This window comes from Pantoea sp. JZ29 (assembly GCF_035190385.1).
GTDB classification, from domain to species: domain Bacteria; phylum Pseudomonadota; class Gammaproteobacteria; order Enterobacterales; family Enterobacteriaceae; genus Pantoea; species Pantoea stewartii.
On record NZ_CP045241.1, the window covers coordinates 1,873,153 to 1,888,399 of the forward strand.

The 15,247-nt window shown below is 54.8% G+C and carries 13 protein-coding genes; all 13 read left to right on the plus strand.

Translation table 11 applies throughout. The features are described from left to right. Positions 1–56 precede the first annotated feature (56 nt). The 13 genes from motA to flhE all read left to right on the plus strand — a co-directional run bounded on the left by motA (position 57) and on the right by flhE (position 15,228). Entirely contained in the window at positions 57–944 is an 888-nt protein-coding gene (gene motA, locus GC090_RS08720; RefSeq protein ID WP_006120238.1) for a flagellar motor stator protein MotA, read from the plus strand. Next, positions 941–2,200: a flagellar motor protein MotB gene (motB, locus tag GC090_RS08725; protein ID WP_033741999.1), complete on the plus strand. Its 1,260-nt coding sequence runs from the start codon at positions 941–943 to the stop codon at positions 2,198–2,200. Before motA ends, motB begins: the two co-directional genes overlap by 4 nt. 11 nt (positions 2,201–2,211) lie before the next feature. After that, positions 2,212–4,203 carry a chemotaxis protein CheA gene (gene cheA, locus GC090_RS08730; protein ID WP_205953259.1) on the plus strand — a complete coding sequence of 664 codons (1,992 nt, stop codon included), beginning with the start codon at positions 2,212–2,214 and terminating at the stop codon, positions 4,201–4,203. Positions 4,204–4,226: 23 nt separating this feature from the next. Beyond that, positions 4,227–4,724, plus strand: coding sequence for a chemotaxis protein CheW (gene cheW, locus GC090_RS08735; RefSeq protein WP_006120241.1), 498 nt, complete (start codon positions 4,227–4,229; stop codon positions 4,722–4,724). 254 nt (positions 4,725–4,978) lie between these two features. After that, a complete protein-coding gene (locus GC090_RS08740) occupies positions 4,979–6,541 on the plus strand; it encodes a methyl-accepting chemotaxis protein (RefSeq protein ID WP_054633636.1) in 1,563 nt (520 codons plus the stop codon). 109 nt (positions 6,542–6,650) lie between these two features. Next, positions 6,651–8,327: a methyl-accepting chemotaxis protein gene (locus tag GC090_RS08745; protein WP_039343223.1), complete on the plus strand. Its 1,677-nt coding sequence runs from the start codon at positions 6,651–6,653 to the stop codon at positions 8,325–8,327. Between the two features lie 82 nt (positions 8,328–8,409). Beyond that, positions 8,410–9,282 (plus strand): protein-glutamate O-methyltransferase CheR, encoded by an 873-nt coding sequence (gene cheR / locus GC090_RS08750; protein WP_006120244.1) that lies wholly within the window; start codon positions 8,410–8,412, stop codon positions 9,280–9,282. Next, positions 9,282–10,331, plus strand: a complete 1,050-nt coding sequence (locus GC090_RS08755) for a protein-glutamate methylesterase/protein-glutamine glutaminase (RefSeq protein ID WP_006120245.1) — start codon at positions 9,282–9,284, stop codon at positions 10,329–10,331. Before cheR ends, GC090_RS08755 begins: the two co-directional genes overlap by 1 nt. A gap of 39 nt (positions 10,332–10,370) precedes the next feature. Beyond that, a complete protein-coding gene (gene cheY, locus GC090_RS08760; protein WP_006120246.1) occupies positions 10,371–10,760 on the plus strand; it encodes a chemotaxis response regulator CheY in 390 nt (129 codons plus the stop codon). A 9-nt stretch (positions 10,761–10,769) separates the two neighbouring features. Continuing rightward, positions 10,770–11,411 (plus strand): protein phosphatase CheZ, encoded by a 642-nt coding sequence (cheZ, locus tag GC090_RS08765; protein ID WP_324021391.1) that lies wholly within the window; start codon positions 10,770–10,772, stop codon positions 11,409–11,411. A gap of 190 nt (positions 11,412–11,601) precedes the next feature. After that, entirely contained in the window at positions 11,602–12,753 is a 1,152-nt protein-coding gene (flhB, locus tag GC090_RS08770; protein WP_162285809.1) for a flagellar biosynthesis protein FlhB, read from the plus strand. Next, complete coding sequence (gene flhA, locus GC090_RS08775) at positions 12,746–14,839, plus strand: flagellar biosynthesis protein FlhA (protein WP_033741997.1); 2,094 nt, start codon at positions 12,746–12,748, stop codon at positions 14,837–14,839. Before flhB ends, flhA begins: the two co-directional genes overlap by 8 nt. Continuing rightward, positions 14,836–15,228 carry a flagellar protein FlhE gene (gene flhE, locus GC090_RS08780; RefSeq protein WP_324021393.1) on the plus strand — a complete coding sequence of 131 codons (393 nt, stop codon included), beginning with the start codon at positions 14,836–14,838 and terminating at the stop codon, positions 15,226–15,228. The genes flhA and flhE overlap by 4 nt, the downstream gene beginning before the upstream one ends. Positions 15,229–15,247: the final 19 nt, after the last annotated feature.

A 15,247-nucleotide genomic window follows, 5' to 3' on the forward strand; every position in this document is an offset into this window, starting at 1 on the left:
CTCCGGTTTCTCTGGCTTAACGTCGACCAACACGTTACGGACGTAAGGATTTTTCTGTGCTGATAATTTTAGGTTACATCGTTGTATTAGGTTCCGTGTTGGGCGGATACGCTTTAGTGGGCGGCCATCTTGGCGCGCTTTACCAGCCTGCAGAACTGCTGATGATCGCCGGGGCGGGCGTCGGCGCGTTTCTGGTGGGCAACAACGGTAAATCGATCAAGAAGACCCTCAAAGCTCTGCCGCTCCTGTTCCGCGGCTCGAAATACAACAAAGCGGTGTACATGGATCTCATGGCACTGCTTTACCGGCTGATGGCGAAATCTCGCCAGCAAGGCATGTTATCGCTTGAGCGTGATATTGAAGATCCCGCCCAGAGTGAAATTTTTGCTAATTATCCCCGCATCTTAGCCGATAAACAGTTAGTCGACTTCATCACCGATTATTTACGCCTGATGGTGAGCGGCAACATGAATGCTTTCGAAATCGAAGCATTGATGGATGAAGAGATTGAAACCTATGAACACGAGTGTGAAGTGCCGGCACAAAGTATCGCTGCCGTCGGCGATGGCCTGCCCGCTTTCGGTATCGTTGCCGCGGTAATGGGCGTGGTTCATGCCCTGGCGTCAGCTGACCGTCCAGCCGCCGAGCTGGGGGCACTGGTGGCACATGCCATGGTGGGAACGTTCCTCGGGATTTTACTGGCATACGGTTTTATTTCGCCTCTGGCGTCGGTATTACGTCAGAAGTGTGCTGAAACGACCAAGATGATGCAGTGCGTGAAAGTGACATTGCTTTCCAGCCTGAACGGTTATGCACCGCAGATCGCCGTCGAGTTTGGTCGTAAAACGCTTTATTCAGCTGAGCGTCCATCGTTCAGCGAACTGGAAGAACACGTTCGCAACGCGAAGAACCCGGCTAAACAGACTTCGGATCAGACCTCATGAAACATGGCAATCGCCCAATTGTGCTGATTAGAAAGCGCAAACATAAAAAACATGAAGGAGGACATGGCTCATGGAAAATCGCCTATGCCGACTTTATGACGGCGATGATGGCATTTTTTATGGTGATGTGGCTGCTGTCGATCGCCAGCCCACAACAGCTTATCCAGATAGCAGAGTATTTTCAGACGCCCTTAAAAGTGGCGCTGACGGGTGGACAGAGAAGTAGCGACAGTAGCAGCCCGATCCCAGGCGGAGGAGACGATGCTACGAAGAAAGAAGGTGAAGTCAAAAAGGTTGTGGATATGGATGCGCAGAAACGCAAGCTGGATGAAATTCGCCTCAACCGCCTGCGTGAAAAGCTCGACCAGTTAATCGAAGCTGATCCGCGCCTGAAAGCGCTGCGTCCGCACCTGATTATTAATATGGTTGATGAAGGGCTGCGTATTCAGATCATCGACAGCCAGAACCGCCCGATGTTCAAGACCGGCAGTGCAGAAGTTGAACCTTATATGCGTGATATTTTGCGCGCGATTGCACCGATTTTGAATGACATCCCTAACCGTATCAGTATCGCGGGCCATACGGATGACATTCAGTATGCGACCGGTGATAAAGGGTACAGCAACTGGGAATTGTCAGCGGACCGTGCCAATGCGTCACGTCGTGAACTGGTGATTGGTGGGCTGGATGGTGGAAAGATTCTGCGTATCGTCGGCATGGCGGATACCATGAAACTGAAAAATCGCGGCGGCGATGATGCCGTTAACCGTCGTATCAGTTTGCTGGTGTTGAACCATGATACCGAAGCCGCGATTGAGAAAGAGAACGCAGAAAGTGACGCGGTTCAGATTAGCGATCCCTCTGCGTTGGAAAAAGTGACCGCGCCGTCAGCACCCGGCAGTAATGCGGCTGATAAAACATCTTCCAAACCTGCAACTGCCACGTCGGCGGATGCAGTGAAAACAGCGAACTCCGCACCGTCAGCCGCATCGACGAGCGCAGAGAAAGCCGCGACCGCCGCCTCGTCAGCGTCATCGACGAGCGCGGTGAAAACAGCAGCCTCCGCATCGTCAGCCTCACCGGCGGTCGCGGCGAAAACAGCGACCTCCGCGACGTCAACCTCTTCGGTTCGTGCGGTAACAACAATAACGCCTGCACCGTCAGCCCTACCGGCGGATGCAACGAAAACAACCTCCGCACCGCCAGCGTCTTCGGCAGGTGCGGTGAATACAGCAGCCCCCTCACAGCCGAGGTGATTCCCGTGAGCATGGACATCAGCGATTTTTACCAGACGTTTTTTGATGAAGCCGATGAGCTGTTAGCGGATATGGAGCAACACCTGTTGGGACTCGATCCCCAGGAGCCAGACTCTGAACAGCTTAACGCCATCTTCCGCGCCGCCCACTCGATTAAAGGCGGAGCCGGAACCTTTGGTTTTACGGTTTTACAGGAAACAACCCACATCCTGGAAAACATTCTGGATGGTGCTCGTCGCGGCGAGATGCAGCTCAGCACCGACATCATCAATCTGTTTTTGGAAACTAAAGATATTATGCAGGAACAGCTAGATGCTTATAAAACCGCGCAAGAGCCTAACGCGGAAAGCTTCAAGTATATCTGTGAAGCATTACGCCAGTTGGCGTTAGAGGCGAAAGGTCAGCCGGTTGAAGCACCGGTCGTGGTTGCGCTTGAAACGCCTGTCAGTCAGGCAGAATCCGCCCCCTCTGATGCTGAAGGTGTTCACCTGCAGTTGGTCGACCTGAAAGAAAAAGATATCGACCTGATGCTGGAAGAGCTGGGTAATCTTGGCACGCTCAGCAACGTGAAGAAAGGCAGCAATACGCTTGAGTGCCACATTACCGGCGTAGGCAAAGACGACATTATTGCTGTGCTGTGTTTCGTTATTGATGAAGCGCAGATTCGCTTCCCGGGTGCTGACGCTGCCGCGGCGGTAGCCGAAAGCGTGGATGCGCCTGCGGTTGCCGATGTTCAGACTGCGACCGTGACCGAATTGCCGGTTGCCGCAGTAAAACGCGAAAGCAAACGCGCTGCCGCGCCCGCGAAGACCAGCGAATCAAGCAGCATCCGTGTTGCGGTTGAGAAGGTCGATCAGCTGATTAACCTGGTGGGTGAACTGGTGATTACCCAGTCAATGCTGGCACAGCGTTCAGGTGAACTGGACCCGGTCGCGCACGGCGAACTGTTGAACAGCATGGGGCAGCTTGAGCGTAATGCGCGTGACCTGCAAGAATCTGTGATGTCGATTCGTATGATGCCTATGGAGTACGTCTTCAGTCGCTTCCCACGTCTGGTGCGTGATTTGGCCAGCAAGCTGGGCAAAGAAGTTGAACTGACGTTACTGGGTAGCTCGACGGAACTCGATAAGAGCCTGATCGAACGTATCATCGATCCGTTAACGCACCTGGTGCGTAACAGTCTTGACCACGGCATCGAAACCCCGGAGAAACGTATTGCGGCAGGTAAGGTTGCCACAGGTAATCTGACACTGTCAGCAGAACACCAGGGCGGCAACATCTGTATCGAAGTGTCAGATGACGGTGCGGGCCTTAACCGCGAACGTATCCTGGCAAAAGCTCTGTCATCGGGCCTGCCGGTGCATGAAAACATGAGCGATGAAGAAGTCGGCATGTTGATTTTCGCGCCAGGTTTCTCAACGGCAGAGCAGGTCACCGACGTATCTGGCCGCGGTGTGGGCATGGATGTGGTGAAACGTAACATTCAGGAAATGGGTGGCCATGTTGAAATTGCCTCAAAACAAGGCAAAGGCACCACCATCCGTATTCTTCTGCCGCTGACGCTGGCGATTCTGGACGGCATGTCAGTGCGCGTAGCGAACGAAGTCTTTATTCTGCCGCTGAATGCGGTGATGGAATCGTTACAGCCGCGTGCTGAAGAGCTGAAACCCCTGGCGGGCGGCGAATGTGTTCTGGAAGTGCGCGGCGAATACCTGCCACTGGTTGAACTGTGGAACGTCTTTGACGTGAAAGAGGCGAAAACCGAAGCGACGCAGGGCATTGTGGTGATTCTGCAGAGCGCGGGCAAGCGTTACGCTTTGCTGGTGGACCAGTTAATCGGTCAGCACCAGGTTGTGGTCAAAAACCTGGAAAGCAACTATCGCAAAGTTCCAGGTATTTCAGCCGCCACCATCCTCGGCGATGGCAGCGTGGCGCTGATTGTGGACGTTTCGGCGTTGCAATCACTTAACCGTGAAAAACGTGTGGCCGGCGCTGCCGCCTGATTGATAACGAAAGGGTAAATAACATGAGTGGAATGGCAACCGTGACAAAAATTGCTGGCGAAACCGTTGGACAGGAGTTCCTGGTCTTCACGCTGGGTGATGAAGAGTACGGCATCGATATTCTGAAGGTTCAGGAAATTCGTGGTTACGATCAGGTAACCCGCATTGCCAACACGCCCGATTTTATTCGCGGCGTGACAAACCTGCGCGGCGTTATCGTGCCAATCATCGATTTGCGCGTGAAGTTTTCACAGCCAGACGTTGAGTACAACGAAAATACCGTGGTGATCGTGCTGAATCTCGAAAACCGCGTCGTCGGTATCGTGGTTGACGGTGTGTCTGATGTCCTGTCGCTGACGCAGGAACAGATCCGTCCTTCACCTGAGTTCGCTGTGACTATGTCAACAGAGTACCTGACAGGTCTGGGTGCACTGGGCGAGCGCATGTTGATTCTGGTCGACATCGAAAAGCTGCTGAGCAGCGAAGAGATGGCGCTGGTCGACAACCTGCGTACCGCGTAATCGTTAAACACGGGCCAGCCAACGCTGGCCCGTGTTGTTATTCTGCACGCCGAACCCGTCATCACCGCCTTTGATTCACCCGTCGACCTTTCAAAAACACGCTGTCTGTGATCCTGCTCCAGGATTAGCATATTGCTCTGGTTTCAATAATTACAAAAGTCATTTGAACCCCTTTTTAAAAGCGAAATGGCTAAAACATCCTGCGTTGCCGCCGATACAGCCCCTGCACGTTACTTATTTAGTCGGGGAAAAAGATGTTAAAACGGATAAAAGTGGTGACCAGTCTGATTACGGTACTGATGCTTTTCGGTGCCCTGCAACTGCTGTCAGGCAGCCTGTTTTGGTCAGCGCTCAATAATGATAAAGCGGCGTTTGCCTTGTCGCAGATTTCAACACGCAACGTGGCTGCCATGACGGATGCCTATATGGCTCTGAACCAGTCACGTACTACGCTCAACCGCGCCATGTTGCGGTTACAAACCAGTCTGGCATCGCAAATGAACGGCGGTCAGCTGGACAGCCTGACGGACAAAGCCATTAGCGAAGCCAATAAAGGTGAGCAGTATCTTGCCGAGTTTAATGCCATTCCGGAAACGCCAGGCGCGGATACCGAAATGCGCGATCAGTTACAAAACCATTTTGCCGCCTATCTGACCGGTCTGCGCGGGATGATCGCCAGCCTGAAAGCCAAAGATCTGGAAGGCATGTTCAAACAGAACATTGAACAGAAGCAGCAGGCCATGCAGGCCACCTATACGGCCTGGCGTCTTAAGCAGAGCGAGCTGTCTTCGCATGGTGCAGAACAAAACCAGCAAGCCTTTACTCAGATGATGTGGTTGCTGGGCATGGTCGGTGCTCTGGTGGTCGTGGTGATCATCGGTTGCTGGTTTGGCCTGCGCCAGGTGCTGATTTATCCTCTGCAACGTCTGCTGGTGGATATCCGCACGATTGCCTCCGGTGATCTGACGCAGCCAGTGAAGGTAGAAGGCCGTAATGAGATGAGCCAACTGGCCGCCGGGATCCGTGAGATGCAACAATCTCTGGTGACAACGGTGGGTGAAGTCCGCAGCGGTTGCGATGCGATCTTTACGGGTGCCAGCGAAATCGCCGCGGGCAATAACGATTTGTCCGCACGCACGGAAGAGCAGGCGGCCTCGCTTGAGCAGACCGCCGCCAGCATGGAGCAACTGACCGCCACGGTGAAACAAAATGCGGATAATGCGCGTCAGGCTTCACAACTCGCCCATACCGCATCTGAAACCGCCTTGCAGGGTGGCAAAGTTGTGGATGGCGTCGTCAGCACAATGAAAGAAATTGCAGACAGTTCCAGGAAAATCGCTGACATTATCAGTGTGATCGATGGTATTGCCTTCCAGACGAATATCCTGGCGTTGAACGCCGCCGTCGAAGCGGCGCGTGCAGGCGAGCAGGGCCGTGGCTTCGCGGTTGTCGCCGGCGAAGTACGTAGCCTGGCGCAGCGCAGTGCGCAGGCCGCCAAAGAGATTAAAGGGCTGATTGAAGATTCTGTTGCTCGTGTTGACAGTGGTTCGCAGCAGGTCGAGAGCGCGGGTAGCACCATGAATAATATTGTGGGTGCCGTCACCCGCGTGACCGACATCATGGGTGAAATTGCCTCGGCATCGGATGAACAAAGCCGCGGTATCGATCAGGTGGGGCAGGCGGTGACAGAAATGGATCGCGTGACGCAACAGAACGCCTCGCTGGTGGAAGAATCTGCTGCCGCCGCCGCCGCGCTGGAGCAACAGGCGAGCTCACTGTCCCAGGCCGTTTCCGTCTTCAAAATCTCCCGTACTTAAGCGTTCTGACAGTTTTTACTGCCAGCGTGATGATCAATTCACGCTGTCAGTAAAGTTCCGCCTGCGCGGGCCGATAAACAGAATCGAATTGCTAATGAATGAGGTTTCTATGTTTAGTCGAGTACGCGTTGTCACCGGCCTCCTGTGTGTACTGGGGCTTTTTGCCTTGCTGCAGGTTTTCTCGGGTGGGGTATTTTTCAAAACGGTTACGGAAGATAAAGAAAACTTTGCTTATAACCAGCGTCTTAGCACCTTGCAACGCGCCATGGGAACGTCATGGGTTGCGCTTGTCCAGGCACGTAATACCTTAAACCGTGCGGGCATTCGTTATTTGCAGGATGGGCAGATGGCAGGTTCGGGAGCCACTGTAAAAGAGCTGGTGGCGCTGGCTGACAGTGAGCTGAAACAGGCTGAAAAGGGCTATGAATTATTCAATGCCAACCTGTCAGAGAAAGGAAAAAGTGCGGCTAACGTGCTGACGCTACAGGCCAATTACAAACAATTCCACGATGGTCTGGCGGAACTGATTGTGTTTCTGGGCAACGGCAACTTTAAAGGGTTTGTTGATCAGCCGACACAAAGTTATCAGGACAAATTCCAAAAAGATTATGACGACTGGCTTAACTACAACCTGGTACTGAGCCAGAAAGGCATCGATGCCAATAATGCCGCTTATCAGCGCATGATTATGCTGGTTGCGGGGACGCTGGTCGTTACGCTGCTGGTGATCGTGCTGGTGTGGAATCTTATGCGCAGCCTGCTGATTCGCCCGTTAAAACAGAGCATCGATCATATCCAGCATATCGCACGGGGTGACCTGACGCAGCCTATCGCCATTACCGTACGTAATGAAATTGGCGATTTGCTGACGTCTCTGCAGGAGATGCAACGTGAACTGGTCCGTACGGTCAGCACCGTCCGTGATGGGGCCGATGCGATCTATACCGGCGCCAGCGAAATTGCCGTAGGGAATAACGATCTGTCGTCGCGAACAGAGCAGCAGGCGGCTTCGCTGGAGCAAACCGCTGCCAGCATGGAACAGCTTACCGCGACCGTGAAGCAAAATGCTGAAAACGCCCGTCAGGCGTCGACGCTGGCGCTGAATGCCTCTGAAACCGCACAGCAGGGCGGCAAAGTGGTGGACGGTGTCGTGACCACGATGAAAGAAATTGCGGGCAGTTCCAGAAAAATTGCCGATATCACCAGCGTGATTGATGGCATTGCTTTCCAGACCAATATCCTGGCACTGAATGCGGCCGTGGAAGCGGCACGCGCAGGTGAGCAGGGCCGTGGCTTTGCGGTGGTTGCCGGTGAGGTGCGCAATCTTGCACAGCGCAGTGCACAGGCGGCGAAAGAGATTAAAGGGCTGATTGAGGACTCCGTCAGTCGTGTGAATACCGGTTCAGTCCTGGTTGAAAGCGCAGGCGATACCATGAACGAAATCGTCAGCGCCGTCACGCGCGTCACCGACATCATGGGAGAGATTGCCTCTGCTTCAGACGAACAGAGCCGTGGCATCGACCAGGTTGGCCTGGCCGTGACCGAGATGGATCGCGTGACACAGCAGAACGCCTCGCTGGTTGAAGAGTCGGCCGCCGCCGCTGCGGCACTGGAAGATCAGGCCAGCAACTTAAAACAAGCGGTTTCTGTCTTCAATATTGGTAAAGAAATTGTCACGCAGGCCGTTAACAAGACAACGGCGGCAAAAAGTTTACGTTTAGAAAGTCCGTCAGAGGGCATTCGCCAACCCTCATCACGCAGTGATGAGAACTGGGAAACCTTCTAATTGCCTGGATGGCCCAACCGCTGATGTGCGGTTGGGCATAGCAGCAGACGTTTAACAGGTGTAGTTCAGGCCAGGTGCAAAGATGAAGAAATCGACGTTATTAGATCAACCAGAGGCGACAACGCTGCTCTCACAGATGGTGCAGCGGCTGCCCCTCTCCGATACCCATTTTCGCCGTATCAGCCAGCTCATCTATCAGCGCGCGGGTATCGTGCTGGCCGATCATAAGCGCGAGATGGTTTACAACCGTCTGGTACGTCGTCTGCGCACGCTGAATATTGATGATTTTGGTCGCTACCTGGCCCTGCTGGAGAACGATCCTAACAGTGCTGAGTGGCAGGCGTTTATCAACGCTCTGACCACTAACCTGACCGCTTTTTTCCGCGAGGCGCACCATTTTCCTATCCTGGCGGAACATGCACGTAAACGTCAGGGCAATTTCAGCGTCTGGAGCACGGCCGCCTCAACGGGCGAAGAACCTTACTCTATCGCGATTACCCTGGCCGAAACGCTGGGAACCGGACCCGGTAAATTCCAGGTCCATGCCAGTGATATCGATACCCAGGTTCTGGAAAAAGCCGTGGCGGGCGTTTACCGCCAGGAAGAATTACGGACGCTGTCGCCTGCACAGCTACAACGTTTCTTTTTACGGGGTACGGGCCCGCATGCTGGCATGGTGCGTGTGCGCCCCGAACTGGCGAATATGGTGAATTTCAGTCAGCTGAATTTGCTGGCCAACGACTGGAACCTGCCGGGTCCGTTCGATGCCATTTTCTGCCGTAACGTAATGATCTATTTCGATAAAGAAACACAAGAAAAAATTCTACGTCGTTTTGTTCCACTGCTTAAGCCTGGCGGCATCCTGTTCGCCGGACACTCAGAAAACTTTAGCCAGATTAGTAAAGAGTTCTGGCTGCGTGGGCAAACCGTTTATGGACTGACGAAGGAAAGATGATGAGCAAAATTACCGTGATGTGCGTAGATGACTCTGCGCTGATGCGGCAACTGATGACAGAAATCATCAACAGTCATCCTGATATGGAAATGGTGGCGACGGCCCCGGATCCATTAGTGGCCCGCGATTTAATTAAACAGTTTAATCCGCAGGTGTTGACGCTGGATGTTGAAATGCCGCGCATGGATGGACTGGATTTTCTTGAAAAACTGATGCGTCTTCGCCCGATGCCGGTCGTGATGGTGTCATCACTGACGGGACAGGGTTCAGAAATCACGCTGCGTGCGCTTGAGCTCGGTGCGGTGGATTTCGTGACCAAACCACAGTTAGGCATTCGTGAAGGTATGCTGGCTTACAGCCAGATGATTGGCGATAAAATTCGCGCGGCTGCCCGGGCACGTCTGCATGTGCGCACCACCATGCCTGCCCCGGTCACGCTGAAAGCCGGTCCGCTGCTGAGTAGTGAAAAGCTGATTGCGATTGGTTCATCGACGGGCGGTACAGAAGCCATCCGCCACGTATTGCAGCCGCTACCGGCCACCAGCCCTGCGCTGCTGATTACGCAACATATGCCACCGGGATTTACCCGTTCGTTTGCCGAGCGGCTAAACAAGCTCTGCCAGATTACGGTGAAAGAGGCCGAAGATGGTGAGCGTATTCTTCCTGGCCATGCTTATATCGCGCCCGGCGCGATGCACATGGAGCTGGGTCGCAGTGGTGCGAACTATGTCGTGAAGCTGAACGACGGTCCGCCAGTTAACCGTCATAAACCGTCAGTCGATGTGTTGTTTAAATCGGTGGCGATCAACGCCGGGCGAAATGCCGTTGGCGTGATCCTGACCGGTATGGGTAACGATGGGGCAGCAGGCATGCTGGAAATGCATCGTGCCGGCGCCTGGACCATCGCGCAAAATGAAGCAAGTTGTGTCGTTTTTGGCATGCCACGCGAGGCGATAGCCAGCGGCGGTGTGAGCGAAGTAGTGGATTTAAGCAACATCAGCCAGCACATGCTGGCGAAAATTAGCGCCGGACAGGCATTGCGTATTTAACAGGCCCGTCCTGCCGGGCGAGATAACACAGGAGTAGATATGGCTGACAAAAATATGCGCTTTTTAGTGGTGGACGACTTCAATACGATGCGTCGTATTGTCCGTAACCTGCTGAAAGAGCTGGGCTTCAATAACGTAGAAGAAGCGGAAGACGGCGTCGATGCGTTAACCAAACTCAAGGCAGGTGGTTTCGATTTCGTTATCTCCGACTGGAACATGCCTAACATGGATGGCCTGCAACTGCTGCAGACCATTCGCGCAGATGCGGCCATGGCCAGTCTGCCTGTGTTGATGGTGACGGCTGAAGCGAAAAAAGAAAACATCATTGCTGCCGCTCAGGCGGGTGCAAGCGGCTATGTCGTTAAGCCGTTTACGGCCGCCACGCTTGAAGAGAAGCTGGGCAAAATTTTTGAAAAACTGGGTATGTAAGGAGATGTGATGAGCGACCTTCCGAAATCAGCTGAGCAAGCCGCGGCACAAGATATCATTTCCCGCATCGGTTCACTGACACGCATGCTGCGTGATAGTTTGCGTGAGCTGGGGCTGGATCAGGCCATTGCAGAAGCTGCTGAAGCCATTCCTGACGCCCGTGATCGTCTGGACTATGTAGTGCAAAAGACCGCTCAGGCGGCCGACCGGGCGCTGAACAGCGTCGAAGCAGCGCAACCGCACCAGGACAAAATGGAAGCGGGAGCGATTGTGCTTAAAGGACGCTGGGATGCATGGTTTGAGAATCCTATTGAACTTGCCGATGCGCGCGAGCTGGTGACGGATACGCGTCAGTATTTAGGGGAAGTGCCTGAGCACACCTCTTTTACTAACAAGCAGTTGCTCGACATCATGATGGCGCAGGATTTCCAGGACCTCACCGGTCAGGTGATCAAACGCATGATGGATGTGATTCAGGAGATCGAGCGCCAGCTGTTGATGGTGCTGCTGGAAAACATGCCAGAAGTGAGCGCCGAAAAACGTCAGGTTGGCACTACGCTGCTTAACGGTCCTCAGGTTAACGCTGCCGCCCCTGGCATTGTTGCGAACCAGGATCAGGTGGATGACCTGCTGGACAGCCTCGGTTTCTAATCACCTGGCTGTCTCGCCATCGCGACGTTGCGATGGTCCCTTCTGAAAAGTGGCCTGCTCACCGCGGGCCACTCCGCTTTTCTCTTTTGCTATCCGTGAAAGAGCACGTGTTTTTCACGTTTTATCCACGCTTTAACCAAACTCAAATTTGGCATTCTATGCTCAGAATTCCTGCCAACCGAGGTTTGTGGTGTCAGAAAACAGTGATGAGGACAAAACAGAATCACCCACGGCCCACCGACTTGAAAAAGCGCGTGAAGAGGGCCAGATTCCGCGTTCGCGCGAGTTAACCTCACTATTGATGCTGTTGGCAGGCATCATGATTTTATGGGTTGGCGGAACGGCAATGGCCCATCGACTGGCGGCAATGGTGTCAACCGGACTCAGTTTCGACCACGGCATGGTGACCGATGACAAAATTATCATCGCCCACGTCGGTAATCTGATCATGCAGGCTATTGCCGCGCTTCTGCCGCTTCTGGGCGGGCTGGTTCTGGTGGCCATTGCCTCACCGATGCTGCTGGGCGGCGTGGTCATCAGCGGCAAATCCATCAAAGTGGATTTTAGCAAGCTGAACCCGTTGCCAGGCTTCAAACGCATGTTCGCCGCGCAGGCCTGGACGGAGCTGTTTAAAGGCATTCTGAAAACCATTCTGGTGGGCTGCGTGGCAGGCTGGTACATCTGGACGCACTGGCCCGATATGCTTCGGCTGATTGCCGAGTCGCCGACCACAGCCCTGATCCATGGCATGGACATGATCGCTATCTGTTGTGCGCTGGTCATGCTCGGCCTGATCCCCATGGTGGGATACGACGTTTTCTGGCAGCTTTACAGCCACTTTAAAAAATTGCGGATGTCACGTCAGGAAATTCGCGATGAGCACAAGCAGCAGGAAGGTGACCCGCACGTGAAAGGGCGCATTCGTCAGCAGATGCGCGCGGCAGCCCGTCGTCGCATGATGGCCGATGTGCCCAGGGCCGACGTGATCGTTACCAACCCAACACACTATTCGGTTGCGCTGCAATATAACGAGAAGAAAATGAGTGCGCCCAAGGTTATTGCCAAAGGCGCTGGCGAGATCGCCTTACGCATTCGTGAACTGGGCGCAGAACACCGCATTCCGGTTCTGGAAGCACCGCCGCTGGCGCGTGCGTTATACCGTCATACCGAAATCGGACAACACATTCCTGGCGCCCTTTATGCGGCCGTCGCGGAAGTGTTGGCCTGGGTCTGGCAGCTTCGCCGCTGGAAGCGCGAAGGTGGCCTGGTGCCCGTAAAACCTAAAGACCTGCCGGTCCCGGCAGAGATGGACTTTGCAGGAGAGAGCAAAAACGATGGCTAATCTGGCCGCTAAACTACGCCTTCCAGGCAACTTCAAAGACATGCAATGGCAGGTCCTTGCGGGTCCGGTGCTGATCATCATGATTTTGTCGATGATGGTTCTGCCCTTACCGCCGTTTATCCTTGATCTGCTGTTTACCTTTAACATTGCCTTGTCGATTATGGTGCTGCTGGTCGCCATGTTTACCCAGCGCACGCTGGAGTTTGCGGCCTTTCCCACCATTCTGCTGTTTTCGACCCTGCTGCGCCTGTCGCTGAACGTAGCCTCTACGCGTATTATTTTGCTGGAAGGGCATACCGGTGCCGCGGCGGCGGGACGGGTGGTGGAAGCCTTTGGCCACTTCCTGGTTGGCGGAAACTTCGCCATCGGGATCGTGGTGTTTATCATCCTGGTGATCATCAACTTTATGGTTATCACCAAAGGTGCGGGCCGTATCGCCGAAGTGGGTGCGCGCTTTGTGCTTGACGGGATGCCGGGTAAGCAGATGGCTATCGACGCCGACCTGAATGCGGGTCTGATTGGCGAAGATGAAGCGAAGCGTCGTCGCGCCGAAGTGACTCAGGAAGCGGACTTTTACGGTTCGATGGACGGTGCCAGTAAGTTTGTACGCGGGGATGCCATCGCCGGTATTTTGATCATGGTCATTAACGTGATCGGTGGTTTACTGGTGGGGATCGTTCAGCATGGTATGGATGCGGGCCACGCGGCAGAAACCTATACGCTGTTAACCATCGGTGACGGTCTGGTCGCACAGATCCCTGCGCTGGTCATCTCTACCGCGGCGGGTGTTATCGTGACGCGCGTGGCAACCGACCAGGACGTCGGCGAGCAGATGGTCGGGCAACTGTTCAAAGATCCGCGCGTCCTCATGCTGAGTGCCGGCGTAATCGGTTTGCTGGGGCTTGTGCCGGGCATGCCTAACTTTGTGTTCCTGCTGTTTACGGCGGCCTTACTGGGGCTGGCGTGGTGGTTACGTGGCCGCGAGATGCAGCCGAAGAAGAATGTCGAATCGCCGAGCAGCATCGCAAAATCCATGGAAACGCCTGCCTCTGCCGAAGCCTCCTGGACTGATGTGCAGCTTGAAGACACGCTGGGCATGGAAGTGGGTTACCGCCTGATTCCGATGGTCGATCACAACCAGAACGGTGAGTTGCTTGGTCGTATCCGCAGTATCCGTAAAAAAGTGGCGCAGGATGTTGGCTTTCTGCCGCCGGTGGTGCATATCCGTGACAACATGGAATTGCCACCCGCGCGCTACCGCATTTTAATGAAAGGCGTGGAGATTGGCAGCGGTGATGCCTATCCCGGACGCTGGATGGCGATTAACCCCGGCACAGCCGCGGGTACCTTGCCGGGTGAAGCAACCGTCGATCCTGCCTTTGGCCTGGCGGCGGTGTGGATTGACGGTGCGCTCAAAGAGCAGGCCCAGATTCAGGGCTTTACCGTAGTAGAAGCCAGTACCGTTGTGGCGACGCACCTTAATCATCTGATTGGCCAGTACGCCAGTGAGTTGTTTGGCCGTCAGGAAGCGCAGCAACTGCTGGACCGCGTCTCCTCAGAGATGCCGAAACTGACCGAAGATTTAGTGCCTGGCGTGATTACGCTGACAACGCTGCACAAAGTCCTGCAGAACCTGCTGGTTGAGCGCGTTTCGATTCGTGATATGCGCACCATTATTGAAACGCTGGCAGAGCATGCGCCGGTTCAAAGCGATCCGCAGGAACTCACCAGCGTGGTGCGCGTGGCGCTGGGCAGAGCGATTACGCAGCAGTGGTTCCCGGGCACGGGTGAAGTGCAGGTGATTGGCCTGGATGCGACACTGGAGCGCCTGCTGCTGCAGGCCTTGCAGGGCGGTGGCGGACTTGAGCCAGGCCTGGCCGATCGGCTGTTAGCCCAGACGCAGGAGGCCCTGCAACGGCAGGAAATGATGGGCGCGCCGCCTGTCCTGCTGGTCAATCATCCGTTACGCGCTTTACTGGCACGCTTCCTGCGCCGTAACATGCCGCAGCTGGTGGTGCTGTCCAATATGGAATTAAGCGATAACCGTCAGATTCGCATGACCGCAACCATCGGTGGCAAACAATGAGATCGCTAATGCTGTTTTCGCTGCTGCTTCCGCTGTTTGCTCAGGCCGCTGACGGTGCCTGGAGCGCCAGCGCGGTGGGTCCACTGATGGCGAACCGGGGAAGCTGGCAGTCGTCGCAGCCGCTGACCCCGCCAGGTCAGGTCAGTGGGGCGATCACCGTGGTGAACTGGCGTTATCAGTTTACCCAACCGGTGCCTTCCGGTTTACAGGTCCGGCTCTGTGCAGAACAGCGTTGTACCGAACTGGACGGTGCCAGCGGCAGCACACGCGGTCTGGCTGAGGTCGCCGCCGGTGAAACGTTACATATGGTGTTTGGCTTCGCCGGTGGCGGAAGTTTGCCGCCGGGGCTGAAGGTCGTCAGCACAGCGGTGACGGTCAACTACCACTAAGCCTTTTTCGACCTGTTCA

Excerpts from the sequence above, each read along its gene's own strand:
- flhA (WP_033741997.1), top strand. The coding sequence starts at position 12,746 with ATGGCTAATCTGGCCGCTAAACTACGCCTTCCAGGCAACTTCAAAGAC.
- GC090_RS08745 (WP_039343223.1), top strand. The coding sequence starts at position 6,651 with ATGTTTAGTCGAGTACGCGTTGTCACCGGCCTCCTGTGTGTACTGGGG.
- GC090_RS08740 (WP_054633636.1), top strand. The coding sequence starts at position 4,979 with ATGTTAAAACGGATAAAAGTGGTGACCAGTCTGATTACGGTACTGATG.
- cheW (WP_006120241.1), top strand. The coding sequence starts at position 4,227 with ATGAGTGGAATGGCAACCGTGACAAAAATTGCTGGCGAAACCGTTGGA.
- cheZ (WP_324021391.1), top strand. The coding sequence starts at position 10,770 with ATGAGCGACCTTCCGAAATCAGCTGAGCAAGCCGCGGCACAAGATATC.
- flhE (WP_324021393.1), top strand. The coding sequence starts at position 14,836 with ATGAGATCGCTAATGCTGTTTTCGCTGCTGCTTCCGCTGTTTGCTCAG.
- cheR (WP_006120244.1), top strand. The coding sequence starts at position 8,410 with ATGAAGAAATCGACGTTATTAGATCAACCAGAGGCGACAACGCTGCTC.
- cheY (WP_006120246.1), top strand. The coding sequence starts at position 10,371 with ATGGCTGACAAAAATATGCGCTTTTTAGTGGTGGACGACTTCAATACG.
- cheA (WP_205953259.1), top strand. The coding sequence starts at position 2,212 with ATGGACATCAGCGATTTTTACCAGACGTTTTTTGATGAAGCCGATGAG.
- GC090_RS08755 (WP_006120245.1), top strand. The coding sequence starts at position 9,282 with ATGAGCAAAATTACCGTGATGTGCGTAGATGACTCTGCGCTGATGCGG.
- motB (WP_033741999.1), top strand. The coding sequence starts at position 941 with ATGAAACATGGCAATCGCCCAATTGTGCTGATTAGAAAGCGCAAACAT.